25 protein-coding genes are annotated in these 26,120 nt (G+C 42.1%); all 25 read right to left on the bottom strand.

The genetic code is table 11. The annotated features are described in order from the left end of the window. Positions 1–122: 122 nt before the first annotated feature. The 25 genes from D3873_RS02740 to prfA all read right to left on the bottom strand — a co-directional run bounded on the left by D3873_RS02740 (position 123) and on the right by prfA (position 26,117). Positions 123–356, bottom strand: coding sequence for a DUF1146 family protein (locus D3873_RS02740; protein ID WP_119882583.1), 234 nt, complete (start codon positions 354–356; stop codon positions 123–125). A 359-nt stretch (positions 357–715) separates the two neighbouring features. After that, positions 716–1,126, bottom strand: a complete 411-nt coding sequence (locus D3873_RS02735; protein ID WP_119882582.1) for a F0F1 ATP synthase subunit epsilon — start codon at positions 1,124–1,126, stop codon at positions 716–718. 24 nt (positions 1,127–1,150) lie between these two features. Beyond that, positions 1,151–2,566, bottom strand: coding sequence for a F0F1 ATP synthase subunit beta (gene atpD / locus D3873_RS02730; RefSeq protein ID WP_119882581.1), 1,416 nt, complete (start codon positions 2,564–2,566; stop codon positions 1,151–1,153). A gap of 20 nt (positions 2,567–2,586) precedes the next feature. Then, positions 2,587–3,444 (bottom strand): ATP synthase F1 subunit gamma, encoded by an 858-nt coding sequence (gene atpG / locus D3873_RS02725; protein WP_119882580.1) that lies wholly within the window; start codon positions 3,442–3,444, stop codon positions 2,587–2,589. A gap of 42 nt (positions 3,445–3,486) precedes the next feature. Next, entirely contained in the window at positions 3,487–4,995 is a 1,509-nt protein-coding gene (gene atpA, locus D3873_RS02720) for a F0F1 ATP synthase subunit alpha (protein ID WP_119882579.1), read from the bottom strand. 26 nt (positions 4,996–5,021) lie between these two features. Next, positions 5,022–5,558 carry a F0F1 ATP synthase subunit delta gene (locus D3873_RS02715; protein WP_119882578.1) on the bottom strand — a complete coding sequence of 179 codons (537 nt, stop codon included), beginning with the start codon at positions 5,556–5,558 and terminating at the stop codon, positions 5,022–5,024. After that, complete coding sequence (gene atpF, locus D3873_RS02710) at positions 5,555–6,091, bottom strand: F0F1 ATP synthase subunit B (RefSeq protein ID WP_119882577.1); 537 nt, start codon at positions 6,089–6,091, stop codon at positions 5,555–5,557. Before atpF ends, D3873_RS02715 begins: the two co-directional genes overlap by 4 nt. A gap of 113 nt (positions 6,092–6,204) precedes the next feature. After that, positions 6,205–6,429, bottom strand: coding sequence for a F0F1 ATP synthase subunit C (gene atpE / locus D3873_RS02705; protein ID WP_119882576.1), 225 nt, complete (start codon positions 6,427–6,429; stop codon positions 6,205–6,207). Between the two features lie 60 nt (positions 6,430–6,489). Beyond that, positions 6,490–7,206, bottom strand: a complete 717-nt coding sequence (gene atpB / locus D3873_RS02700) for a F0F1 ATP synthase subunit A (protein WP_119884458.1) — start codon at positions 7,204–7,206, stop codon at positions 6,490–6,492. Between the two features lie 635 nt (positions 7,207–7,841). Further along, complete coding sequence (locus tag D3873_RS02695; RefSeq protein WP_119882575.1) at positions 7,842–10,760, bottom strand: glycoside hydrolase family 113 protein; 2,919 nt, start codon at positions 10,758–10,760, stop codon at positions 7,842–7,844. Then, on the bottom strand, positions 10,757–12,181 hold the full coding sequence (locus D3873_RS02690; RefSeq protein WP_119882574.1) for a glycosyltransferase family 2 protein: 1,425 nt from the start codon (positions 12,179–12,181) through the stop codon (positions 10,757–10,759). The genes D3873_RS02695 and D3873_RS02690 overlap by 4 nt, the downstream gene beginning before the upstream one ends. Continuing rightward, complete coding sequence (locus tag D3873_RS02685; RefSeq protein ID WP_119882573.1) at positions 12,178–13,227, bottom strand: HEAT repeat domain-containing protein; 1,050 nt, start codon at positions 13,225–13,227, stop codon at positions 12,178–12,180. The genes D3873_RS02690 and D3873_RS02685 overlap by 4 nt, the downstream gene beginning before the upstream one ends. 5 nt (positions 13,228–13,232) lie before the next feature. After that, a complete protein-coding gene (locus tag D3873_RS02680; RefSeq protein ID WP_119882572.1) occupies positions 13,233–14,063 on the bottom strand; it encodes a response regulator in 831 nt (276 codons plus the stop codon). A 366-nt stretch (positions 14,064–14,429) separates the two neighbouring features. Then, positions 14,430–15,545 (bottom strand): non-hydrolyzing UDP-N-acetylglucosamine 2-epimerase, encoded by a 1,116-nt coding sequence (wecB, locus tag D3873_RS02675; protein ID WP_119882571.1) that lies wholly within the window; start codon positions 15,543–15,545, stop codon positions 14,430–14,432. 19 nt (positions 15,546–15,564) lie between these two features. Further along, the gene (upp, locus tag D3873_RS02670; RefSeq protein WP_119882570.1) at positions 15,565–16,194 is read right to left on the bottom strand and encodes a uracil phosphoribosyltransferase; all 630 of its coding nucleotides are present in this window, start codon (positions 16,192–16,194) and stop codon (positions 15,565–15,567) included. A 173-nt stretch (positions 16,195–16,367) separates the two neighbouring features. After that, entirely contained in the window at positions 16,368–18,587 is a 2,220-nt protein-coding gene (locus D3873_RS02665) for an EAL domain-containing protein (RefSeq protein WP_119882569.1), read from the bottom strand. Positions 18,588–18,692: 105 nt separating this feature from the next. Continuing rightward, positions 18,693–19,928 (bottom strand): serine hydroxymethyltransferase, encoded by a 1,236-nt coding sequence (gene glyA / locus D3873_RS02660; protein WP_119882568.1) that lies wholly within the window; start codon positions 19,926–19,928, stop codon positions 18,693–18,695. A gap of 227 nt (positions 19,929–20,155) precedes the next feature. Continuing rightward, entirely contained in the window at positions 20,156–20,695 is a 540-nt protein-coding gene (locus D3873_RS02655; RefSeq protein WP_119882567.1) for a TIGR01440 family protein, read from the bottom strand. Between the two features lie 29 nt (positions 20,696–20,724). Continuing rightward, positions 20,725–21,162 (bottom strand): ribose 5-phosphate isomerase B, encoded by a 438-nt coding sequence (gene rpiB / locus D3873_RS02650; protein WP_119882566.1) that lies wholly within the window; start codon positions 21,160–21,162, stop codon positions 20,725–20,727. Then, positions 21,159–21,608, bottom strand: coding sequence for a low molecular weight protein arginine phosphatase (locus D3873_RS02645; RefSeq protein ID WP_205536279.1), 450 nt, complete (start codon positions 21,606–21,608; stop codon positions 21,159–21,161). The genes rpiB and D3873_RS02645 overlap by 4 nt, the downstream gene beginning before the upstream one ends. Positions 21,609–21,618: 10 nt before the next feature. Then, positions 21,619–22,116 (bottom strand): manganese efflux pump, encoded by a 498-nt coding sequence (locus tag D3873_RS02640; protein WP_238473812.1) that lies wholly within the window; start codon positions 22,114–22,116, stop codon positions 21,619–21,621. A 54-nt stretch (positions 22,117–22,170) separates the two neighbouring features. Beyond that, positions 22,171–23,181 (bottom strand): L-threonylcarbamoyladenylate synthase, encoded by a 1,011-nt coding sequence (locus D3873_RS02635; RefSeq protein ID WP_119882564.1) that lies wholly within the window; start codon positions 23,179–23,181, stop codon positions 22,171–22,173. A gap of 31 nt (positions 23,182–23,212) precedes the next feature. Beyond that, entirely contained in the window at positions 23,213–23,785 is a 573-nt protein-coding gene (locus D3873_RS02630; RefSeq protein WP_119882563.1) for a stage II sporulation protein R, read from the bottom strand. Positions 23,786–24,187: 402 nt separating this feature from the next. Next, the gene (gene prmC, locus D3873_RS02625) at positions 24,188–25,045 is read right to left on the bottom strand and encodes a peptide chain release factor N(5)-glutamine methyltransferase (RefSeq protein WP_119882562.1); all 858 of its coding nucleotides are present in this window, start codon (positions 25,043–25,045) and stop codon (positions 24,188–24,190) included. Next, positions 25,038–26,117 carry a peptide chain release factor 1 gene (gene prfA / locus D3873_RS02620; RefSeq protein ID WP_119882561.1) on the bottom strand — a complete coding sequence of 360 codons (1,080 nt, stop codon included), beginning with the start codon at positions 26,115–26,117 and terminating at the stop codon, positions 25,038–25,040. The genes prmC and prfA overlap by 8 nt, the downstream gene beginning before the upstream one ends. Positions 26,118–26,120: the final 3 nt, after the last annotated feature.

Genomic DNA, 26,120 nt, shown 5'->3' with positions numbered 1-26,120 from the left:
CTATTTTGTTCCCTAGAAGTAAGACCACTAAACATACATGTCGAATTATTTCCCAGGCAATAAATATGTCGATTTTTCTGGAAAGGATTCTGATTCGCTTTCCAGAAAAATCGACACATTTTTTATTGGAATAAATAGAGGAGTTGTCTTGAGTAAGTCGACAATGTGAGGAAGAAGTTCGAAACCGTCACACCAATTGCCACACTTAACAAAATATATAGGATTTGCACTTGAAACACATGATTCTTTTTAACGATTTTATCTAACATAACTGCTTGCAGCGCATAAAAAGTAATGCCAATGAAAAATGCGTGAGAAAGAATCGATAAAATCGCTTGTTGACCGAAATAATCCATGTCACGATCACCTCATCTAAATTTTTTACTACCCTTTTAGTCGAATGATTGTCGACGTCTCGAACATCGTTTCTTGAAGTAACTGCGGAACGTTTTCACAAACGCAAAAACAATAGACTAGTAAATTGATAAAGTTCACTTACAATTACCTTCTATTTGTCACGAATCGCACATCATTTTGATGAATCGCACCATTTCCCCGAAAATCGCACATAACGTATGTCTAATTCCTTACATAAAAGAATAAAACTTCCCGAAAATACGACAATCTAAGTTTCGATACTACCTTTATGTGATTCACTCTGTAGAAAAATACATAAAAACAGGCAGAAAGCGCATGCTTTCTGCCCGTTGAATAATTAGATGTTACCCTCATAAACGTTGATACGATTCATCGCACGTTTCAATGATAGTTCCGCACGTTTGAAATCGATGTCATCCGCTTTCGATGCGTTTAATCGTTCCTCCGCACGTTTCACTGCTTCTTTTGCACGTGCTACGTCAATAGCTGAAGAAATTTCAGCAGATTGCGCAAGAATGGTTACCTGTTCAGGACGTACTTCGATGAAACCGCCACTTACAGCAACGATATCTTGTACATTTCCTTCTTTTTTCAAACGAATTGCACCCACTTCAAGTGGAGCAACCATAGGAATATGTCCAGCTAACACACCAATTTCACCAGCTGCCGTTTTGGCAATGATCATTTGGACTTCAGAATCGTATACCGGGCCGTCGGGAGTGACAATATTGACTTTAACGGTCTTCATTTTTTCCCCTCCTGGTCCCTAGTTTTAGACTTCTACACCCATGCTTTTTGCTTTTTCTACTACTTCTTCAATGCGACCAACTAGACGGAAAGCATCTTCAGGAAGGTGGTCATATTTGCCTTCAAGGATTTGTTTGAATCCTTGAACTGTTTCCTTAACAGGAACGTATGAACCTTTTTGACCTGTAAATTGTTCCGCAACGTGGAAGTTTTGAGATAAGTAGAACTGAATACGACGTGCACGTGATACAGTCATTTTATCTTCATCAGATAACTCGTCCATCCCTAGGATCGCGATGATATCTTGTAATTCACGGTAACGTTGTAAAGTAGATTGAACTTGACGAGCTACACCGTAGTGCTCTTCTCCAACGATCTCTGGAGTTAATGCACGAGATGTAGATGCTAGTGGATCTACCGCTGGGTAAATACCCATTTCAGAAAGTTTACGCTCTAAGTTAGTAGTTGCATCTAAGTGAGCGAAAGTTGTAGCAGGAGCTGGATCCGTATAGTCATCGGCAGGAACATAGATCGCTTGGATCGATGTTACAGAACCAACGTTTGTAGACGTGATACGCTCTTGCAATTGACCCATTTCAGTGGCAAGTGTTGGTTGGTAACCAACGGCAGATGGCATACGACCAAGTAGAGCCGATACCTCAGAACCTGCTTGTGTGAAACGGAAAATGTTATCGACGAACAATAGTACGTCTGCACCTTGCTCATCACGGAAATATTCCGCCATTGTTAATCCTGTTAAAGCAACACGCATACGCGCACCAGGAGGCTCGTTCATTTGACCGAATACCATCGCTGTTTTGCTAATAACACCAGAATCACTCATTTCGTGGAATAAGTCATTCCCTTCACGAGTACGCTCACCAACACCTGCGAATACGGAGATACCACCGTGTTCTTGTGCGATGTTGTTGATCAATTCTTGGATTAATACTGTTTTACCTACTCCGGCACCACCGAAGAGACCGATTTTACCACCTTTGATATATGGTGCTAATAAGTCTACAACTTTGATTCCTGTTTCTAAAATTTCAACTTCCGTTGAAAGGTTTTCGAAAGTAGGAGCTTGACGGTGGATTGGGTCACGACGTTTGTCGCTAGGGATTTCTTCTCCTAAGTCGATTACTTCACCAAGAACGTTAAATACACGTCCTAAAGTTACGTCACCAACTGGAACTGTAATCGCTGCGCCAGTATCCGTTACTTCTTCCCCACGTTTTAAACCATCTGTAGATGACATCGCGATTGTACGAACTGAATCATCTCCAAGGTGAAGAGCTACTTCTAGCGTTAATGAAGTAGGTTCTTGACCAGGACGGTTAATTGCCACTGTTAAGGCATTATAAATATCCGGTAATTGGCCATTGCTGAACTTAACGTCAACAACTGGACCCATTACTTGAAGTACATGTCCTTTGTTCATGCTATTCCCTCCTGTCTTACTTATTCTAATGCTGCTACACCGCCGACGATTTCGGTAATTTCTTGCGTAATCGCTGCTTGGCGAGCTCGGTTAAATTGTAATGTTAAGGAACTAATTAGTTCACTTGCGTTATCGGTTGCACTCTTCATTGCTGTCATACGTGCAGCATGTTCACTCGCTTTTCCATCCAATAGAGCTCCGAAAATTAGGCTTTCTGCGTATTGTGGAAGCAATACTTCTAAAATCGCATCCGAAGATGGTTCGAATTCATACGAAGCAGTAGCGCCAGTTGGTGCGATATCCGTTAATGGAAGCACTTTTTTCTCGGTAACATCTTGTTGAATGGCACTTACGAAATGGTTGTAGTACATATAAAGTTCATCATACATACCCTCTGTGAACATACCAACAGCTTTATGAGCGATTCCTTTAATGTCAGCAAATGATGGTTGGTCCGGTAAACCGACAACACTTTCAATTACTGGGTATCCGCGCTTCGTAAAGAAGTCACGAGCAACACGTCCAATAGCGAAAACCACAAATTGATCGTTGGATGTATGACGTTCACGAATTGCATTTGTTACAGCACGTAACACGTTACTGTTGTATGCACCCGCAAGTCCACGGTCCGATGAAATGACAAGGTATGCTGTCTTAGCAACAGGTCTTGACGTTAGCATAGGATGACGAGAATCCGATGATCCACTAGCAATGGCTCCAACTACTTCTTGAATTTTCCCCATATAAGGTACGAACGATTTCGCGTTCAACTCGGCACGGTTTAATTTAGAAGCAGAAACCATTTGCATCGCTTTTGTAATTTGGCTTGTTTTCTTTGTTGACTGGATACGATTTTGAATGTCGCGTAATGATGCCACTGGTATTTCACCACCTTATCGTTTTTTATTCACAGGCGTAAATTACTCTGATTTTGCAAAAGTTTTCTTGAATGCATCAAGAGCTGCAACTAAATCTTCATCAGATGGAAGATCTTTTGTTGTACGGATGTGATCCAAAACGTTTGTGTGGTTTGAATCTAACCAGCTGTACAATTCGTTTTCGAAACGAACGATGTCTTGAACTGGAATATCATCTAAGTGACCACGAGTTAATGCGTAAAGAATGACAACTTGTTTTTCCACCTTAATCGGTTTGTTCAAGTCTTGTTTCAATACTTCAACTGTACGTGCACCACGATTTAATTTCGCTTGTGTTGCTTTATCAAGATCTGAACCGAACTGAGCGAATGCTTCTAACTCACGGAACGATGCAAGGTCTAGACGTAATGTACCAGCAACTTTTTTCATTGCTTTAATTTGTGCAGAACCACCTACACGGGATACAGATAGACCGGCGTTGATCGCTGGACGTACACCTGAGAAGAACAAGTCTGATTGTAAGAAGATTTGTCCATCCGTGATAGAGATTACGTTTGTTGGAATGTAAGCAGAGATATCTCCAGCTTGTGTTTCAACGAATGGTAATGCAGTGATTGAACCTGCTCCAAGTGTTTCATTCAACTTAGCAGCACGCTCTAACAAACGGCTGTGCAAGTAGAATACATCCCCTGGGTATGCTTCACGGCCTGGAGGACGTTTTAATAGAAGGGAAAGCTCACGGTAAGCCGCAGCTTGTTTTGATAAATCATCATACACAACTAGTACGTGCTTGCCATCAAACATGAACTCTTCTGCCATCGTAACACCTGTGTAAGGAGCTAAGAAGAGAAGTGGAGCTGGTTGAGAAGCAGATGCCGTTACAACGATTGTGTAATCAAGTGCACCGTTTTTACGTAAAGTTTCTACTACGTTACGAACCGTTGACTCTTTTTGGCCAATTGCCACGTAGATACAAATCATGTTTTGATCCGCTTGGTTAAGGATTGTATCGATTGCTACCGATGTTTTCCCTGTTTGACGGTCTCCGATGATTAACTCACGTTGTCCACGACCGATTGGCACTAAAGCGTCAATCGCTTTGATACCAGTTTGAAGTGGCTCATGAACTGATTTACGAGCCATAACACCTTGTGCTGGGCTTTCGATTGGACGAGATTTCGTTGTGTTGATCGGACCAAGTCCATCCACTGGTTGACCTAGTGGGTTAACAACACGACCAATTAGTTCTTGTCCTACTGGTACTTCCATAATACGGCCTGTACGACGTACTTCATCGCCTTCTTTAATGTCAGCGTATGGTCCTAGAATAACGATACCTACGTTGTTAGCTTCTAGGTTTTGCGCCATACCCATAACACCAGTAGAGAATTCTAATAACTCCCCAGCCATGACGTTGTCTAGACCATGAGCACGAGCGATACCGTCACCAATTTGGATAACCGTACCAACATCGTCCACTTTCATCTCAGATTGATATCCTTCAATCTGCTGTTTAATCAGGGCACTGATTTCTTCAGCTTTGATGCTCATGTATGTCACCTCTCAAATTCGTAATATTAACCGATAAGTTCTTTCTTTAAGCGGTCGAGTTTAGCACTGATACTGCTATCAAAGATACGTCCACCAATTTGTAAGCGGATACCGCCAATTAGAGATGGATCGATTTCATTTTCAATACGAAGTGCTTGTTTTCCAACTTGTTTTGCAAACGCTGTGGAGATAGAAGCACGCTCTTCGTCTGTTAAAGGACGAGTTGAGTATACTTTTGCATCCGCAATGCCTTGGAAGTCGTTCGATAGTGTTGCGAATTCGTTCGCCACTTCTACCGTTTCACCGATACGACGAGCGTCGACTAACACTTTTAATGTATTCAATACGAAAGGATTTGCATTTGCAAATAATTCCGAAAGGATTTGCTTTTTCTTGTCCAATGAAAACTTTGGAGAATGAAACACATTCAATAGTTCCGGGTTTTCTTGGAAAACAACTTTTACTTCACGAAGATCTTCTTCGATAAAAGCAAGTTGATTTTTTTCTTGCGCTAATTGAAAAAGGGCTAATGCATAGCGTTTCGCTGCTTGAGATTTACTCAACGTCCCTCGCCTGCCTTCGCAATCGTCTCTTCGATCAAGGCACGATTATCTTCTTCAGATACTTCTTTTTCCAATACTTTCGAAGCAGCAAGTAATGATAACGATACAACTTCTGAACGAACTGCTGCGATCGCTTTTTCTTTTTCTGTTTCGATTTCACGAACAGCAGACTCTTTTAAACGAGCTGCTTCCGTACGTGCTGCAGTGATGATTTCTTCACGTTGCACATCGCCTTGCTTTCTCGCATTTTCCACAATCGCTTGTGCTTCAGTACGAGATTCTTTTAAAAGAGCACGTTGCTCTTCTAGTAAATTATGTGATTCTTGGCGGCTAAGTTCAGCTGCTTCGATTTCACTCGCGATTAAATCTTCACGTTGTTTCATAATTCCCATCAATGGGCCCCATGCGAATTTCTTCAATAAGAACATGAGGACGATGAAAACTACCAACGTGACTAAGATGTCGCCGAAATTCAACACTTCAGGTGCGTGTTCGCCTTCCGCTGCACCAAGTACGAGGTAATCTAATAACACGATTGTTTCACTCCCTTCAAGAGCATCCAGTAATTAATTTGAATCGAACAATAAGAGAATGGCGAAGAAAGATACACGAATCTCTCCGCCATTTTATAGTCAGGTGCAAAAAATTATCGGTTAAGAACGATGAACGCGATAACTACTGCGATGATTGGAAGTGCCTCAACCAATGCAACCCCGATGTACATTGTTGTTTGTAACATACCACGAGCTTCTGGTTGACGTGCCATACCTTCGATTGTTTTTGAAACGATTAATCCGTTACCAATACCTGCGCCTAGTGCACCTAGACCGATTGCGATAGCTGCTGCTAAAATACCAATTGAACCTACCATTGTGTAATATCCTCCTCAGGAATGTTGTTTTTTTCACTACTCAAGTTGAACAGTGTATTATTAATGGTCAGAACTCACTTTGTGAGACATATAAACCATCGTTAAAATGACAAATATGAACGATTGGATCGTTCCGACGAAAATAGAGAACCCTTGCCATGCGAGTGTTGGCACAATTGCCCCAACAAATCCAAGTGCTCCTGCTGAACCCATACCAGCTAGTAATCCTAGTAGTACTTCCCCAGCGTAAATGTTCCCGTAAAGACGAAGACCGAGTGTTAGAGTATTTGCAAACTCTTCAACTAGCTTCAGTGGTACTAAGAACGGAAGTGGTTTTAAGAAGTCTTTTCCGTATTCGGATAAACCTTTAATCTTAATCGCATAGAAATGCGTAAGCGCCACGACCATTACTGCTAAAGTCATCGTTACGATAGGATCCGCTGTAGGGGATTTCCACCATAAATCACCTTTATAAATAATGTTAAAAGGTAGACCTAGCATGTTTGCAACAAAGATGAACATAATCAACGTAAGCCCTAAAATGTGAAAGCGGCCACCTGTTTTCCAGTCCATGTTGCTTTTGATAATTCCTTTTACGAAGTCCATTAACCACTCCATAAAGTTTTGCATACCAGTGGGCTTCATGCTGAGTTTTCTAGTACCTAAGAAAGCAATTAGAAAAACAATAGTTGCCGTCACGATAAGCATCAATACGTTTGAAAGGTTGAAATAGATTCCAGTGTTCAACAGTTCAACCGCAGGACTTCCATGATTCACGTACATTCACCTCTCTTTCAAGATTCGGTTGATTTGGTCATGTATTTAATCCTGTCTACTATGTAAGTAGGCATCCAGAGATTACGAGGGGAAATGAAGACAAAAAAATATAACGCCGACTCATGCCTTAGGCGGTCGATGTTAATGTAGCTTTGTCTTTAGAAAGGTTGATGTAGATAGGATTTTTAAGACTTGTACAAAATGAAAGCCCTATCAAACTTATCCTTAGTTAGCATACAATAGGGGTAATTTGATGTCAATTGATTCTGGGCAAAATCTTCACAAACTAGACACGGTTGTCATATTGTCGACAAATTTCTTTTCCTATCTTTTCCGAGAAATTGAATGGCTATTCATTCCCGTTCGGATCGGGTGGGTTATTGGAGCTTTGCGAAAGAGGAAAATGTGAACACATTTGTGATACACGCCAAATTGAGGTCAAATAAATGATACAGACATTAAAATCATGATACAACTTGCCTTTTATAAGCGCAAATACCGCTTTTATAAGCGCGGTGCGGCTTTCTATAAGCGCAAAACGCTATTCTATCAGCGTAAAACTCGATTCTATCGGCGCCACATATGTAAACGGAGAATCGTCAGCTAAACGATTCTCCGTTGCTAGTTTTGTTTGTTTACCGAACGTCCCCGAATGTCTTCTGCATAATATAGTAGGATTTTTTCAAACGTTCCGTAGAAGCTGGGATGTCCCAGTTGTCCCATGTATAGGTTGGCAGTTGAGTAACTTTTCCTCGTGATATTGCTGGAATCGCTTGCAATGTGTTAGTAGTAGAATCTGTCACCATAAGCCCAATACCAATCTGGTCAATTACTTTAGAGCTTTCTACACCATTTTTAACTAAATCACCGATTACTTCTTTGCGACTTGGGTCACGAAATTGAAGTAACAACCATGGTATTCGAAGTTCTAGCACTCCGTCTTTCATTTCATAGTCAGCTAAAGAATTATACGTTGGGGACTCTGGATCCCCGTTCCCCCTCATCAGTTTTCCTGTTTCGTAAAATTCAAAGGATCGTTTTTCCTTTAACTCGGGATAGTACATCTCTTTATTTAACACGTAATGAATGTTTGTAAATTCTCCCGTGTTTTTTGTTCCGTTGGAAATGGGCGATATCATCTTTTCTTCCACACCATATAAATAATGATAAAAATCGTAATATGGATCAATTAAAAGACGAGCACTACCTTTTTTCATATGCGCAATAAAATCAATCCCATTTGAAAACGTCACATTTTGTAATAGAGACGCTTTTGTATTGCCTTGCTCCGGAATGGTGTCAAACAAGATAGAAGCTGTCTGTGTCTTTTTTAATCCATCTACTTTAATATAAAGGTACGTTTCGTCATGTGTAGCTGAAAGCGTCAAATCCCCTTCTTCTTCTAAGGTATTCTCCGCACTCCAATCCTCGTCTAGTCCGTCTACTTTTACTTTAAGTGTGGCAAAACTCATTAAGCCAAAATTTTGTTCGTTCGTCTGTATATTACCCCAATACGGTCGACGTTCCGGATTATCGTAATCCATAGTGTTCCAAGTGCGCTTAAACCACTCGTCTTGCCAACTGAATACGAGCCCGCCCATGTATCCTTCTGCTAATATCGTTCGATACAACTTTTTCAATGTATTACCTTGCGCTTCTTCACTCATAAATCCTTGATTCCAACCATATGGATTGACATGTGTTTGTCCTCTTGAAGCGGGTATACCAAATTCCGCAATTAATATAGGCATTTTGTGAGCTTGTTTTAACGCATGCAAATACCCTGCGTAACTATTTTTTTCTCCGTCTTGATCGATATATGCTCCGTATGTTTTATCGACATTCAGAAAATCTGGGTAGTACGGATACACGTGATAGGAAGCGAATTGACCAACTTTTTGTAGATCATTTTTCAGTTGGATAACATTTGGATTTACACTGACTGCATCTTCTTCTAGTAATGGTTCAGACGGATGTTCAAGTAAATCCGTCGTTACCCAATTCGTAAAACTAATTGGCCGAATTTCGTTGTAGTGTTCAATTTCGAAGGAAGTGATCGATTCTAAGTGTTCAGCCAACCAGTATTCAAAAGGAGTTGCCCCTTTCGTCTGGATGTATGTCCCTTCAAAATCTCCTTTTCCGGCATGTTTTTCATTTGTCCCTATAACCATCTCCGGGTACCATTCAATTCCCATAATCCATCCAATAACATAGTCAGAAATATCAGCGTCATAGATTCCAGATGCATGGCCAACCACTGGTTCTATTTTTGCATCTCCATGAATGATTTGAATAATATCTTCGTATTCCTTTTTAAAACGTTTAATCGTCTCTTCATTATAAGCATCTAACGTTTCTTCTAGCAGCTCTTCCTCTACCCACATCCCGTGAAACACATACAACTTTTTTTTATGCGTTTCGTTGAAATTTTTTAGAGCGCGATAAAAACCAGGGGGCTGGACAGTGTACACACGAATAGTGTTAGCGTTCATTTCTTCAATTTGCTCGAACCACGAATAATATTCTTCTTCCGTTATCGCCGCTTCTCCTGGAAAATATCCAGCTTTCCCCATTCCAATATTGACACCTTTAACCGTTACCTTTTCCCAATCATTGCCTCGGCGTATCTCAAAATGATTTCCTTGAACTCTTGAATGGTATGCTAACTCCTCGTTTCGAGTAACTTTTGTTGGCGTCCACTTCTCTGTCTCTGAAACAATACTTGATAGTAAAGGGAAAAACGTTTTCCAATAAAATGCATCCGATTTTTTTCCGTATAAATACGAGTTGACTGTTGCTAATCCTTTAATCCGGTAAATATCTGGTAACGACTCTACTTCAGAAAAATCTCCTGTCATGTAAACAAATCGTTGATTTCGATGCGCACTTTCAACGACCGCTGGAAACGCAACCGGGATGCCTTCCTTCGTCATTTGAGCCATTACCCCTTTGTCATTCGGAGCTTCGAACCATGCCGTAACACGATCATCGGATGATGGGGTCGTAATATCAATCCAATCAGAAAATGTATTCTCCTCTTTCTCACCATTCCACTTGAAAATGAGCGGCTCGTCCGTTTCGATAATTATTTTTTTGTTCTTTCGATCATGAATAAAAATAAGTCCTGGACCCTTTGCTCCATCAACTGCAACTTCCGAATTTTGTAAATCGTTATACTGTTTGACCACCCACCCAGTAGCATGTACACTGGCGAAATCTTCTACTTCTTTCCGAAGAATTTCGTCTTGTATTTGTAGGGTAGGGAAAGTAGCAATTAACAGCGTCTTTTGATCGCTCGCCGCAATCATGCCATCCCACTCTTTTTTTGTCAGTTTCTTCGGAAGTAGACGTAATTTCGTTTCACTCTCGGATGAATCCAACTTTTTAAAAGCGGACCACCATGCGAAACCTTTATAAATGCCAGGATTTTCATCCAGCATTTTCAATGTATCATCCGACAAAGAAATGCTTGGCGGAGGTTCCATCTTCCAAAACAAATAGGGCAGGACAAATATGCCTGCCACTACAAGTGCTACTAAGATAAATCGGTTCACGATACCATTCCTTTTTTCTTGAATCCTGTCCGTTCCATTTTCCCCCACTCCCTTTTCTTAAAGAGTGTGCGAATGAACCCCTCAAATCGCCATAATAACGTCAAAGGTCGATACCAGAAGATTTCAGTTAAAGCCATTAATAGCAATTTATATATGTCACGTATTTTTGGATATCGATTGACACTCCATCCTTCCATTAAGACAGATGCCATGGAGAAGGTTGTGCCATATAAGATTAGTAGAATCGCAAGTAACACGGCGATTTCGACATATACGCCTCCCATGAAAATAGCGAATAGAAGATAGACATACCCTGCTAATTCTATCAGTGGACCTAAAAATTCGACAAACCAGAAGTACGGCATCGAAATCATTCCAACGGTTCCGTATTTCGGATTAAACGTCATTTTTCTGTGACGCCATAGACTTTCTGTTAATCCTTGTTGCCATCTCCGTCGTTGCCTGCGAAGAACGGAGATGGAGGAAGGAACTTCTGTCCAGCACACTGGATCTGGCACAAATTCAATTCGTTTCTTCTCTTTTGCTTCTGCGAGAACTCGGTGTAATCGAACGACCAATTCCATGTCCTCACCAATTGTATTTTTAGAGTATCCTCCCGCTTTAATGACCCATTCTTTCGAAAAAACGGAGAACGCTCCTGAGATGATGAGTACTAAATTGTATTTACTTAGTGCAATTCTTCCCATCAGGAAAGCGCGTAAGTATTCGACTGCTTGCATGACGACTAATAACGAATTGGAAAGCACAACTTCTGACATTGTGCCATGTTCCACAAAAATTCCATTCGCAATGCGAACGTTTCCTCCAGCCGCAATTACATCCCCGTCCGAATAGACAATCGGTTTCATAATACGAAGGAGTGATCGTTCTTCTAAAATGGAATCCCCGTCAATCGAACAAATGTAAGGATACTTCGACATATTTATCCCTGCATTTAATGCATCGGCTTTTCCCCCATTTGCTTTATCTAGTAACCATAAATTCTGATGGATTTTCGATTGATACACCGCGTGAATCTGTTCATTCGGGAGTTGTTTTCGTACGACTTTATTGATAGGAACGAGTTGAAATTGTTCGATGAGCACCTCCATCGTATTGTCAGTCGAACCATCATTGATGACAATGACCTCGAATTGCGGATACCTCAAACTCAATAAGGAACGAACGCTATCAACTACACCTTTCTCTTCGTTAAATGCTGGAACAAGTACAGATACCGGCTTCGAATAAAAGCTACTTAAAAAGTCGTCATCTAATTCCTCTTTGTCCAGTCGATACTCTTTTCGCAATTTCATGAATGATAATAAAAGCATTAAGGTATAAATTCCAATGACAATTAACATGTAGAAGATTAAAAATTTCCCAAAAAACAATAACAAGGCATCCCAAATGGTATTCATGCCATCGCCTTCTTCCATAATTGTTCAGAAATCATTTCAGCAGCATAGCGATCTTTTGTCTGATGTGCAAAATCGTTTAAGACTGACGATCCATTTTTATGTGTTGCTAAAGTGGAAGCCACGACAGAGCGTACCCACCAATTGTCATCCTCTAAAAGAGGCAACAAGTAAGATGATGTGGAGGCTACCGGGAATGAACCAACAATTTTTGCAGCAACCATTCGTTCCTCCCAGGAACTAGATGCGAGATATGGTAAAAACGGTTCAAACGAACTTGCATATCCCATTGTTTGAAAGGACTTTAAAATTCGTAAATGGACTTCAAAATCTTTTTCCGTTTCTAACTTTTCTACCATAAAAGGTTCATAATCAACACGATAGGTTTCTGCTAACACATCAAAAAATGCTAACTTTGTCTGTTGATTTAAATAATCATAGTGTTTGGACAAGTCTTTTAGCTGACGGTCAGACAATTTCTTCACGATTGCACGGATTTGTTGTTCTGTATAATGACGAGAATCGTCTAATAAAAATTGATAGGGCTGGACTTTACCAATCATTAACTGTACTAACGTGAAATAATAGCTTTCTTCTCGATTACGAACTTTTTTCTTTTTGTAAAATGTCATATATTCTTCTGCTAAATCGATTAAATAAAAGTCTAAAACCCTATAGAGCGCATTCATCCGAATACTCCACTCAGGGCTCGTTAACATGCGTCGATAGTAAGTCGTCATATATTGATTCGCAAATTTCCGTATTTTATATTGCGTTCCTTCTACGTATACTGCATTCAAAAAACTAACCAGTAACTTTTCAGCAGCTTTCATTTCATCTCGGGTAGTAGGAATCATTGCTTCTTCAAAGTCTCCATCATGATACAAGTAGTCCATCCATTTCCATTTTGATCGGTCCATGTATGCTAGTTGTTTTTTACGTGATTGAGTTTGAAGCATACTTAGGATTGTTAAATAAAAACTAAAAATCCCAAGTAATACGAGAAGGACGATAATAAAATTCACGAGCAATGTACTTGATAGCCACATTATTCTCACAACCTTTCGATTGTACGTGAAAGAAGCGCTTCAAAAAGACGTAAGTTGAACGGTTTTTGGATTACTTCATCTACGCCAAGGCGATATGCATTTACCGTATGTTCTTCTGATCCACGGCTCGTTAGTAAATAGAGATGAAATTTCCGGTTGTTCGGGCGGTTTCGTAAATAATGAACAATTTCAATTTCATTCTTTTTCGGCAGAACATCATCCAAGATGACAATATGGGGATCGGCAGATAAGTGCCAATCTGATTGTTCAAATGATAGTCCGTCCGAAAACTCTTGGATGACCATTTCAAATCGTGGAACTTCCATCGAGCTCAAAGATCGACTGATTACTTCTCGAATCAACTCGTCGTCTTCAATGATGCTCACTTTCACTATCTGCTTAGTAAATTCCGACCAAGGGCCATCTATCCGTTGTAAAAAATTAGGTGCCATTTCGGTTTCAATATCTACTTTTCGTAATTCTTCTAATAACGGTCGAAGTTCGAATGCCCCATTGTGAACTTCTAAAAATACACACCGTTGAAAGACCGATTCTGTGTGACTCATCATTTTCTTGAAACGATCGCATAATCCAGCAAGTTCACGTTCCCCACTGCTCGGCATAAGCAACCATCCATCTGACTCATTTTCCTCTCGAAATAAAATATCTTCTTGTCGCAATGTTTCGTTTAACTTCAAGAAAGCTTCCTTTGACTGTCCATCTTTCTTCATCACTAACCGCGCTAACGTGATAGGCATCCTTAGTCGAACGAGCGTGCCTTGTAGAACGTTAAATAACTGCTCTGCACCTCTCGTATTCCAGATTGTCGTTTCCATCAATTTTTCCTCCTTTCCTGTCGAATGTTGTTGAATGAATTATATAATAAGTACTATAAATTGAATGAGTCATTCGATTCATTTTTCAATAAAATTTAACATTTTTATGAAAACCCCTTCTAATATTAGGTATTTCAATTCATTACAAAGCTAATATTCGACATCGAACGACAAATGACGATAAATTAAATGGTATTTTTTTGACTTAACAGCCTATTTTGCTAATTAAATGGCATATCTTACCTCTTTGTATTCCCCTACTCCTTGGCGAATAACGTAAAGATCGAAAAATCGTCCATAAAAAAAGGACAACCAACAAGTCATCACGACTTATTGGCAGTCCTATAGGAAATGTAGACTCTTCGATTATTCTTTCTCCAAAAATGTCTTTAATGCTTCGACAATTCGTTTAGATGCTTGTCCGTCTCCATATGGATTGGAAGCTTGCGACATTTTTGCGTAAGCAGTTTCATCTGTTAGTAATTCATTTGCCAGCGTAAAGATGGTTTCTTCATCCGTTCCAGCTAATTTCAGCGTTCCAGCAGCGATTCCTTCTGGTCGTTCTGTTGTGTCGCGTAGAACGATTACTGGTTTTCCAAGAGAAGGTGCTTCTTCTTGAATGCCACCAGAATCCGTCAAGATCATGAAAGAGCGTGCAGCAAAGTTGTGGAAGTCCAGCACTTCTAATGGCTCGATTAAATGAATTCGAGGATCATTTCCTAGCACTTCGTTTGCCACTTCGCGGACGGCTGGATTCATATGCACCGGGTACACAACTTGTACATCAGCATGTTTTTCCGTTAATCGTTTAATGGCACGGAACATACCTTTCATCGGCTCGCCTAAATTTTCACGACGATGCGCGGTCATCAGAATCATCCGGTCCGATCCCATTTTTTCAAATACTGGATGTGTGTACTCTTCTTGTACCGTTGTTTTTAGGGCGTCAATTCCTGTGTTCCCAGTAATGAAAATACGATCTTCCGGTTTGTTCTCACGACGAAGGTTCTCAGCAGAAACTTCTGTTGGTGCAAAATGAAGGTCCGCCATCACGCCAGTTAATTGACGATTCATTTCTTCTGGATACGGGGAATATTTATTCCACGTGCGTAGACCCGCTTCCACGTGCCCAACGGCAATTTGATTGTAAAATGCAGCAAGACTCGCAACGAATGTTGTAGTTGTATCACCATGGACAAGTACAATGTCCGGTTTTGCTTCTTTCATGACTGCGTCTAGTCCTTCTAAACCACGCGTTGTCACGTCAATAAGTGTTTGACGATCACGCATCATGTTTAAATCAAAATCAGGAGTGATTGCAAATGTTTCTAACACTTGATCGAGCATTTGACGATGTTGCGCAGTGACCGTCACAATGGACTCGATTTCTTCATGCTGTTGAAGTTCGAGTACAAGTGGAGCCATTTTAATCGCCTCAGGTCTTGTACCGAAAATCGTCATGACTTTCCATTTTTTCATCAAGTTATTGCACTTCCTTACCTTATTTTGTCCCGAATAATCGGTCGCCTGCATCACCAAGTCCTGGCACGATATAGCCGTGATCATTTAACTTTTCGTCTAGCGCTGCAATATATATATCCACATCCGGATGCGCAGCTTGTAAAGCGTCTACACCTTCAGGAGCTGCGATTAAGCACATAAATTTAATGTTTTTACCGCCACGCTTTTTAAGTGAATTAATTGCCTCTACTGCTGATCCACCTGTTGCAAGCATTGGATCGACGACGATAAAGTCACGTTCTTCCACATCCGCAGGAAGCTTGACATAGTATTCGACGGGCTGGAGCGTTTCAGGATCCCGATATAATCCAATATGGCCAACTTTTGCAGCTGGAATAAGCTTTAATATTCCATCTACCATCCCAATTCCTGCACGTAAAATGGGAACGATTCCAAGTTTTTTCCCTGCGAGCATTTTTGCATTTGCAGTTGTTACTGGCGTTTCCACTTTTACATCTTCGAGTGGCATGTCGCGAGTGATTTCAAATGCCATTAATGTTGCGACTTCGTCCACAAGCTCACGAAATTCCTTCGTACCTGTTTTCACGTCACGAATATATGTTAACTTATGCTGGATCAATGGATGATCAAAAACGTATACTTTTCCCATTCGAATCTCTCCTTTTCGTCCGTTAAATAAACCCTACCTATTATATCAAATAAACACGGAAGCGCTAGTCCGCCACCGTGTTTATTTATAATTGTTATGAATTTGTTACATTGCACACGTAAAATAACGTTGTTCAGGAAACATCATTTCTAAGATTTTATAGCCTAGACGAATCAATCTATTGAAAGTTGCGAGTTCATCTGTTGTCCCTTGTTTACTAAAGCATCTATTTCTGACAGTGGCATTGGTTTATAAAAATAAAAACCTTGTCCATGCTTGCAATTGATCGACCGTAACGTCTGCAACTGTTCTTCCGTTTCAATGCCTTCTGCTATGGATTGTAGCTGAAGATTTTCTGCTAGTTGGACGATGGTACGTATAATGGCTAGTGTTCCAGCATTCGCACTATCTAATACAAAGCTTCGATCAATTTTCAGTTCGTCTACTTGGAATTGCTGTAAGTAGCTTAGGCTTGAATATCCCATTCCAAAATCGTCGATGGATGTTTCAAAACCAGCTTTCCGAAGCTCAGAAATCAATTGAATCGCATGGTCAAAATCGACCATTCCAATACTTTCGGTAATTTCGATGCGAATCCATTTTGGGTCAATAGCACATTCCGTCATTCTCTGCATAATATCCGATAAAAATTGTGGATGATAAAAATGGTCTGTCGATATATTAATGGCGACTTGATACAATTTTTGATGATTATCTTGTCGTTTCTTTAACCACGCGATTACTTTGTCCAATACATGCAACTCTAACGATCGTATCTTCCCAGTCGCTTCGGCTAATGGAATGAATGTCGCAGGTGAAACATCTCCTAATTCTACCGATTTCCATCGACAAAGCGCTTCAAATCCATATATTTCACCGGTTTCTAACCATACTTTCGGTTGGAAATGAACATCTAATTCATTTCGTAAAATTGCTTGCGAAAGAAGCGTTGTTAGCAGCATTTCTCGTTTCGTTCCACTATCTTGTTCCAATGCAAAAAAGCTTAAGGAATTGCCTGATTTTTTCTTGGAGTCGGATAATGCCATGTCGGCTAATCGAATAATTTCTTCTTTTACTAGCGCATTTCCTTTGAATGGCGTGACCCCTATTTTGAGCGTAATAAACACTTCACTATCCGCAACCATAAAAGGATCTTGAGTGGTTTGGAACACAAGTGATATATAGGCTTCAATTTCGTCAAAATCGTTCAATCCCGCAAGAATAAGCGATGTATTCGTAAATCTAGCGAGGAAATCATCCGCTCGTCGACATTTTCGTTGTACGCGGAGCGCTAGTTGTTTCATCAGCTCATCCCCGGCATCGCGACCAAATACATCGACAATATGGGCAAATTCCGCCGGTTCAATGATCGCTAGAAAACCTTCTTCTTTTTCGTTCATGAGATCTTGCAATTCATTCACAAAAAAATGATGATTTGGCAACTCAGTAGTAGGGTCTATGTAAGCGAGACGTAACGTCTCTTCTTTGTTTTGTGAATAAAGAATCGCCAGTGAAATGAGCGGGACGAGCCGATTAATGAAGTCGATATCCACTTCTCTCGGTTTAGCCGTCATTGGAAAATACGTCGCAAATGAACCAAGCACTTTCCCTTCACCCGTAATAATCGGCGTACTCCAGCATGCCCGTAATCCATTTGCCCTTGCGAGTTCACGGTAATCTTCCCACAATGGATCTTGTTCGATATCGTCTACGATAACAGCTTCTTTCCGATACATCGCTGTACCACATGAGCCAGTTTTAGGACCTATCTTTTGGTTTTCCAACGCGAGATTATATGCAGTGGGTAGAGACTTGGCAGCCACTACATGTACTCGTTCTTGTTCATCTAACGACAGGATAGAACACATCGTGCCATGTTGAAAAAACGTTTCTGCTTCATTGCAGACACGCTGAAGTAAACTCGCGATCGTATAGCCCCGTTCAATTCCTTCGTACATCTCTTGCTGCACTAGAAATAAGCTTTCGGTTTGCTTACGATGCGTCACGTCTAATTGCAAGCCTACATAAAACAGTAAACGTCCAAAATCATCTCGAAGCGGCTGAATGACTAATTCGTTCCAAAAAGGCATGCCATCTTTTCGATAGTTCAGAATTTCTGTATGGACCGAAATTTCATCTTTCAGGAGCTCTTGAATCGTAAGAATGGTTTCTTTTTTCGTTTCTTTCCCTTGAAGAAATCGACAATTCCTGCCGAGAAGTTCTTCCTGACGATAACCGGATAATCGTATAAATGCGTCATTGACAAATACGAGTGGATTGTCTGGTAAAGCAGGGTCAGTCACGACGAAACTTGTTTCATATTGCTCTCCTAATCGTTTTAACCACGTGAAGAGCAATTCCTTTTGTATTTCTTTGGAGATATTCGACTTCACGTGTCAGACACCTCTTTCAGTGAACTGCTTTCTTACTATACTAGTAGAATTACCCAAAAAAAGCTATCTTCAATGTTAGAAGATAGCGAATTTTCACTTATTTTGTTATTCGTACAATGGGAAACGATCCGTTAACGCTTTCACTCGTTCTGCCGCTTCTTTTTTCGTTGCATCATCTTCTGGATTTTTTAATAACAAAGCCATAATCGACGCGATTTCTTTCATTTCCTCTTCTTTAAATCCTCGACTTGTGACCGCTGGTGTCCCCAGTCGGATCCCGCTTGTTACAAATGGGCTTTCTTGATCGAAAGGAATGGTGTTTTTATTCGCCGTAATCCCTACCTCATCTAGTACGTGCTCTGCCACTTTACCAGTCAAGCCTAATGAGCGTAGGTTCACTAGCACTAAATGGTTGTCCGTACCGCCTGAGACAATGTCGATACCCTCTGCAATCAGGCTGTCAGCTAAGACTTTCGCATTTTTCACGACTTGGTCGATGTATTCTTTAAATGCAGGTTGAAGCGCTTCGCCAAATGCCACTGCTTTTGCTGCGATGACGTGCATTAACGGGCCACCTTGAATTCCCGGGAAAATGGTTTTATCGATTTTCTTCGCGAATTCTTCCGTTGTTAAAATTAAGCCTCCGCGAGGACCACGAAGTGTTTTATGTGTTGTAGACGTCACGAAATGTGCGTGCGGCACTGGGTTTGGATGTGCACCAGTCGCAACAAGTCCAGCGATATGTGCCATGTCGACCATCAAATATGCGCCAACTTCGTCTGCAATTTCACGGAATTTCGCAAAATCGATTTCTCGTGCATATGCACTCGCCCCAGCAACTATCATTTTTGGCTTGTGCTCAAGTGCTTTCGCACGAACATCTTCATAATCGATGCGTTCTGTTTCTTTATCTACTCCGTACTCCACGAACGTGTACTGAATCCCCGAGAAATTAACCGGAGAACCGTGCGTTAAGTGACCACCGTGAGAAAGATTCATCCCAAGAACCGTGTCGCCATGCTGTAAAACGGTATTGTACACCGCCATGTTCGCTTGAGAACCTGAATGAGGCTGCACATTCGCATGCTCCGCACCAAATAACTCTTTCAAACGATCGCGCGCGATATTTTCCACAACATCCACATACTCACAGCCGCCGTAATAACGCTTGCCAGGATACCCCTCCGCATATTTGTTCGTTAACACAGACCCTTGCGCCTCCATTACTGCTTCTGACACAAAGTTTTCTGACGCGATTAACTCGATATTGCCTTGTTGACGCTTCTTCTCCGCTAACATTGCTTCATATACTTGTTGATCTTGCGCTGCAATTTTCTCCATGTGAAAAATTCCCCTTTAATTATGTAATGTGATGGTCGGTAGTGCGTTGAGACTGGATTGCTTTTAGAGTGATTCGGTTGTTGTTTCGCGGAGTCGGATTTAGAGTCGAGCAGCGAAATTTTAAACGCGATTCGTAAGATAAGTTCGTCTTGCGTCAATTAACTTCTCGTTACGTAAAATAACTCTCTCGTTTCGTCAATTAACTACGCCTTGCGTAAACTAACTTCTCACTCTCTCGTGTAAGACGCGCGTACGCCTCCAATGAGTTTCGGTCGTGTAGTCGCTACTGCAACGACGGCTTCACCTACCGTTTTGATTGAAGTTCGAATCGGAATGACGACTTCTTTTAGATGCATCCCGATGAACGTTTGTCCAATATCGATGCCGCCGTGTGCGCGAATCGTTTCCACTACGACAGGGTTTTTCATTTGCCCAAAAGCATACGCAGACATTGAACCACCTGCTTTCGCGATAGGGATAACTGTGACAGGCTCTAGCCCATACATGTCCGCTGCTTCCCGCTCAAGAGTCACGGCGCGGTTAATGTGTTCACAGCCTTGGAAAGCCAAATAGACACCATTGCGCTCGGCAAAACGTTGCAGTACAGGAAACAATTCTTCCGCTGTTTCCATGCCACCCGCCGTTCCGATACGCTTACCCAAAACTTCAGATGTCGAACATCCCACAACAAATAATTGTCCTTGCGTATATGTCACTTGTTCTTCCAATTCACGCAGTACGGTTTCCAAATCCTCGCGAGCATTCATGCCGAACCCTCCTAACGAAACAATTCCTTTTACTCTTCTAACGCAGAAATTTTTTCAATACGACGTTCGTGACGTCCACCTTCGAATTCACCTGCAAGCCAAGTGGAGACGATTTCTCGTGCTAAACCTCCGCCGATGACACGTTCTCCCATTGCGATAATGTTCGAATCATTGTGACCGCGAGTTGCTTTTGCGCTAAATACATCATGCACTAACGCACAGCGAATGCCTTTTACTTTATTCGCCGCAATCGACATGCCAATTCCTGTCCCACAAATTAAAATCCCTCGATCAAACTTGCCGCTCGCAACACCATCTGCTACTGGCTTTGCGTAATCTGGGTAATCGACCGAGTCGCTCGTTTGCGGTCCGAAATCTTCGTAAGACTGACCTAGTTCTTCTAATAAGCTAATAATTTCTTTACGTAAATTGTTGCCACCGTGATCGGATGAAATTGCGATTTTCATATGTCGTCTCCTCCTGCTAATTTTGCCTCTAATTCTTCTATCAATACTTGTAATTCTTTAAACGTCTGCTTATATTGATACACATCCCCGCCAAATGGATCGGAAATATCATGTGATCCGTATGGCCGAACGTACTCTTTTAACGTAAACGTCTTCTCTCTTGCAGATGGATGTTGCTGCAAAATGCCTGCCTTATGACCGGTTGTCATCGTCAAAATGATCGTCGCCCACTCGACATCCTCTCGTGTTAATAGCGATGACGAATGATCTACCTCTATACCAGCCTCAAGCAGTACATCTCGTGCATGATCGGAAATATCGCCTCCATCCATCGCAAATAAACCTGCCGAACGAACCTCTACCGCTGGTAATTGCTTTGCGCGTAAAATCGCCTCCGCCATCGGACTTCGGCACGTATTTCCAGTACAAACGAAAAAAACGTTCATCGCATTCCCCTCAATCATTCCCAAAAGTGAGCAGTGCAATAATCATCAGACACACACCCGCCAAACGATTCAAACGAGCACCTCGTCCAAATCGTCGCTTCAGCGCTGCATACGCAAACACCGTCGCACTAACGCCTGCACTGACTAAAAAAACACTTCTCTGTAACTCGAGCATACCAAAAGATAAGCTCACTGAAAAGGTATCCACACTAACCACCGCCGCAAGTAAAGGCGCCGGAATCCTTAGAACCCCTTGGTCTGATTGATGTAACACCATCTGTAGCCCCATTAAAAATAAGAAAATCGTCGCAAACGCATCCGCGCCTACCAAATACCGAGCAATAATATCTTCCCCAATTACAAAACCCGCTAACGGAAACAACACATGAAGCGCACCCGTCCAAAGCGCCAACACAGCCGGTCTCTCCACCACTCGGTACACACTATACACCGCCAACACATCAATCGCCGTCACAACACCCGCAACAAACTCCGTCCAACCGATCAAAAAAATCTCCCCTGCCATTCGCCATTATAACAACCTATGCGAAAACACGAGAGATTACGATACCCACCACTTCCCAGCAGCAGCCTTCTCTATTCGATTAAACAACGCTTCTCCAACACCCGCGCGCTCTGGAACCGTCACCAAAATGACCGACGCATCTGATGCATTACACGCCCGAAACAACGAAAACACGCGAGCTGCAAAAGAATCCACCGACTCCCCAGCATCCATAAAGACGTCCGCACCCACATCTGCGAACGAAGAAGGAGCAATAAGCGCCACTTTGTGTCCTTGCGATTTGGCAGAATGAAGGGCAGTAACGACCCGCGTCCTGTCTTCATGCACGAGAAAAACCGGTGCATCCGGTGCGTAATGGGCATACTTCATCCCCGGCGCTTTCGGAGCATCACTTTGGTGCGCGAGGCGGGCACTCGCAACGTCCCCGAGACATTCGCGAAGCATTTCTTCCGTCACGCCACCTGGGCGTAAAATAGCCGGTGGAGTGACGGTAAAATCGACGACCGTGGACTCGACACCAATAGCTGTCTCGCCACCGTCTACTATGTATGGAATAACTCCTTGTAAATCTTGTACGACATGTGCGGCAGACGTCGGGCTTGGCTTCCCACTACGATTGCTACTTGGTGCTGCAATTGGTGCTGCTACTTTCTCGAGAAGCTTTCTTGCAACAGGATGATTCGGAACACGTAAACCAACAGTAGATAAACCAGCCGTCACATTTGGAGGAAATACACCTTGTTTAGCTGGAAGAACAACCGTTAATGCACCTGGCCAAAATGCTTCCATTGCTTTACGGGCATTATCTGGAATCGTCGTGACATATTGCTCCACTTGGGAAATGGAAGCCACGTGCACAATTAACGGATTGTCACTAGGACGTCCCTTCGCTGCGAAAATTTTCGCTACCGCTTGTTCACTTGTCGCAATCGCACCTAAACCGTACACGGTTTCTGTTGGAAACGCGACAAGTTCGTCTTGCAATAGCGATTTTGCCGCAATGTCATAAGAAACTTCTATCGATGCATCTAACACTTCCGTCTTCATTGTTCTTCACCCCTACTAACTACTGAATCTACTACCAGTCAAACTTCTCTTTCAACCATTCCCACACAAAAAACTTCGTCTTTTCCTCTTGCAATGTATCTTCTTTATAACAAAGAGAAGGGAACAAATTACACCACCAATTGTCACCTCTCGCATCACCGATTTCAATGACCAGCGCTTCATAAAAATCTTGCGACGTGAACATCGCTTCCCATACTTTTGGCGGAAACAACTCTTGTTTGATTGCAATCGCAACTGGCTTTGAAACAAGCTGCATTGCCACTTCTTTCATCGCAGGAATCGCTTTTTCGACTTCTATCTTCACATCATTCACCGAAACCGAGCCGCGGACGGCTTCTAAAAGGATCGGTTGAATCGCTTGTTCTACTGCCATTTTTTCCGCTTGATCTGCAAGCGAATTACTATGCGCAATAATTCGAACACGAAACGCCTCCGCAGTCGGATCCTCTGCTGGAATCCCCGTAAAAATCACATAAAACAAAAACAACCCAATCATCAACTCAACAAACGGAACAAGCTTCCCAAACCGCTTCTTCGGAACCGCTTTCTCTTCTAAACCAATAACTTTTAATGATGGTAACATATCAATCGCCCCCTGGAAAACAGTATGACCAAGAAACGATTCACTTATTCTAGCAACTTCTCAATTATTTTCGGTTGCCCGAAAATCTTCGCTACGAATCGCACATAAAATCCTTGAATCGCACCATTTTACAGAAAATCGCACATCTACTAGGAGGATTTTCATAGCGAGCACTTGTTTCCCACTCTCATCCTAGTACAAATTGGAGGATCTATCGTTTTGATGATTTTCGGCAGGCCGAAAATCTACTGAAGGGCTCTAATTTGGATGATTTTCGGGTAACCGAAAATCTGCGCAACGAATCGCACCATTTCATGAAAAATCGCACATTCACTAGGCGGATATTCACAGCGACTCCTAGAATTGCTTCTACTCGTGTATACGATTTGGACCTTTTACTATTTATACGGTCGCAATCACCATACGATCTTTCCCGTTGATATCTTTGTGTACTTCTACAATTGCTGATGGAAAGGCATTTTGCAGCAGTTGTTGGACGGATTTTCCTTGCAAATAGCCAATTTCAAATGCGACTATGCCAGGCGATTTCATGACAGAAGGCAAGTCACGACAGAGTTGTTGGTAGATGGCTAATCCTTTATTATCCGCAAATAGTGCAAGATGCGGTTCATGGTCAAGCACGACTTCCGACATGTCGGCTGCTTCGGAGTCTGCGATATACGGAGGATTCGAAACAACTATATCCAATTTTCCACTCGAGTCTAGTAGAGCTTTCACTCCGTCACCGATTTTTCCTGTTACTTCTGCTTCAAGCCGCGCAGCGTTTGCCAGGGCCACGTGGAGCGCATCCGAATCAATATCCGTTACCGTAACGTTCCAATTTGGTCGTTCGAGCTTCACCGTGATGCCGATAATGCCAGAACCTGTTCCGATGTCTGCCACTCGCAGGGATGTTTCATTGCCAAAAACAGCAGTTGCACGAGTAAGTACGAGCTCGATGAGTTCTTCGGTCTCAGGCCTCGGGATGAGGACGCTCGGGTTGACGGTAAAGTGACGACCGTAAAATTCTTCTTCACCGATGAGATATTGAATGGGGATTCCTTTGCCGTGTTGGTGAATGAAGTGCTCGAATTGCGCCCATTCATCCGCTTTTAGCTGTTCGTGTGCATCGGCGATAAGTGCTGCGTGTGATTTAGATGTGACGTGTTGCAACAGTAACTGCGCTGCTCGGGGTTCGCGGTTTTTTTCGGTTAAATAAGAAGAAGCCCATGAGAGGGCCTCGTAGATTGCTTTAGACATTTTCGTCGTTCATGCGTTCGAGTCGTTCTGCTTGGTCGGTCATGATGAGCACTTCGATGACTTCATCGAGTTTGCCTTCCATGATTTGATCCAATTTTTGAATCGTCAAGCCGACGCGGTGGTCGGTTACGCGGTTTTGTGGATAGTTGTATGTGCGAATTCGTTCCGAGCGGTCCCCGGTTCCTACTGCGGATTTACGAACAGCATCGTATTCTGCTTGTGCTTCTTGGCGGAATTTGTCCGCTACACGCGCACGAAGTACGGTCATCGCTTTCGCTTTGTTTTTAATTTGAGATTTTTCGTCCTGACACGTTACGACGATTCCGGTAGGTAAATGCGTTAAACGAACGGCTGACATCGTTGTATTAACGGATTGTCCGCCGGCACCAGATGATGCGTAAGCGTCAAAGCGAATATCTTTGTCATGAATTTCCACGTCTACTTCTTCTACTTCTGGAAGACACGCAACGGTTGCAGTGGACGTATGGATACGTCCGCCTGATTCTGTTTCAGGAACACGTTGCACACGGTGTGCACCGTTTTCGTATTTCATCTTCGAGTAAGCGCCCGTTCCATTGATCATGAAAATGACTTCTTTGTATCCGCCAATTCCTGTAGGAGATGCGTCCATGATATCAATTTTCCAGCCTTGCGCGTCAGCATAACGGCTGTACATACGGAAGAGGTTTCCGGCAAATAGCGCTGCTTCTTCTCCGCCAGCTGCTCCGCGAATTTCCATGATAACGTTTTTGTCATCGTTTGGATCTTTTGGAATTAAGAGAATACGAAGTTTTTCTTCCATCGCTTCAATTTGCGGTTCAATTTCATTCATTTCTTCTTTGACCATGTCGCGCATTTCTGCGTCTAATTTGTCATCGAGCATTGCTTTTGCGTCTGCAAGTTGCTCTTTTAATGATTTATATTCACGATACGCATCGACAGTCGGCTGTAAATCCGATTGTTCTTTCGAAAGTGTACGTAATTTATTTGTGTCGTTGACGATTTCTGGATCGCTCAGAAGTTCGTTTAGACGGTCATATCGGTCTTCTACCGATTGTAATCGATCAAACATGTG

The sequence above is a fragment of the Paenisporosarcina cavernae genome (genome assembly GCF_003595195.1).
Lineage (GTDB): Bacteria > Bacillota > Bacilli > Bacillales_A > Planococcaceae > Paenisporosarcina > Paenisporosarcina cavernae.
This window is presented reverse-complemented; position numbering and strand designations above follow the sequence as displayed.

Bases quoted from the DNA above. Each gene is read 5' to 3' on its own strand.
- prfA (WP_119882561.1), bottom strand. From the start codon at position 26,117: ATGTTTGATCGATTACAATCGGTAGAAGACCGATATGACCGTCTAAAC.
- D3873_RS02740 (WP_119882583.1), bottom strand. From the start codon at position 356: ATGGATTATTTCGGTCAACAAGCGATTTTATCGATTCTTTCTCACGCA.
- prmC (WP_119882562.1), bottom strand. From the start codon at position 25,045: ATGTCTAAAGCAATCTACGAGGCCCTCTCATGGGCTTCTTCTTATTTA.
- D3873_RS02645 (WP_205536279.1), bottom strand. From the start codon at position 21,608: ATGAACGTTTTTTTCGTTTGTACTGGAAATACGTGCCGAAGTCCGATG.
- D3873_RS02635 (WP_119882564.1), bottom strand. From the start codon at position 23,181: ATGAAGACGGAAGTGTTAGATGCATCGATAGAAGTTTCTTATGACATT.
- upp (WP_119882570.1), bottom strand. From the start codon at position 16,194: ATGGGAAAAGTATACGTTTTTGATCATCCATTGATCCAGCATAAGTTA.
- atpA (WP_119882579.1), bottom strand. From the start codon at position 4,995: ATGAGCATCAAAGCTGAAGAAATCAGTGCCCTGATTAAACAGCAGATT.
- D3873_RS02630 (WP_119882563.1), bottom strand. From the start codon at position 23,785: ATGTTACCATCATTAAAAGTTATTGGTTTAGAAGAGAAAGCGGTTCCG.
- D3873_RS02655 (WP_119882567.1), bottom strand. From the start codon at position 20,695: ATGAATGCTCGCGAGGATTTGGAAACCGTACTGCGTGAATTGGAAGAA.
- D3873_RS02685 (WP_119882573.1), bottom strand. From the start codon at position 13,227: ATGTGGCTATCAAGTACATTGCTCGTGAATTTTATTATCGTCCTTCTC.
- D3873_RS02680 (WP_119882572.1), bottom strand. From the start codon at position 14,063: ATGGAAACGACAATCTGGAATACGAGAGGTGCAGAGCAGTTATTTAAC.
- atpD (WP_119882581.1), bottom strand. From the start codon at position 2,566: ATGAACAAAGGACATGTACTTCAAGTAATGGGTCCAGTTGTTGACGTT.
- glyA (WP_119882568.1), bottom strand. From the start codon at position 19,928: ATGGAGAAAATTGCAGCGCAAGATCAACAAGTATATGAAGCAATGTTA.
- D3873_RS02690 (WP_119882574.1), bottom strand. From the start codon at position 12,181: ATGAATACCATTTGGGATGCCTTGTTATTGTTTTTTGGGAAATTTTTA.
- rpiB (WP_119882566.1), bottom strand. From the start codon at position 21,162: ATGAAAATCGCAATTTCATCCGATCACGGTGGCAACAATTTACGTAAA.
- atpE (WP_119882576.1), bottom strand. From the start codon at position 6,429: ATGGTAGGTTCAATTGGTATTTTAGCAGCAGCTATCGCAATCGGTCTA.
- D3873_RS02735 (WP_119882582.1), bottom strand. From the start codon at position 1,126: ATGAAGACCGTTAAAGTCAATATTGTCACTCCCGACGGCCCGGTATAC.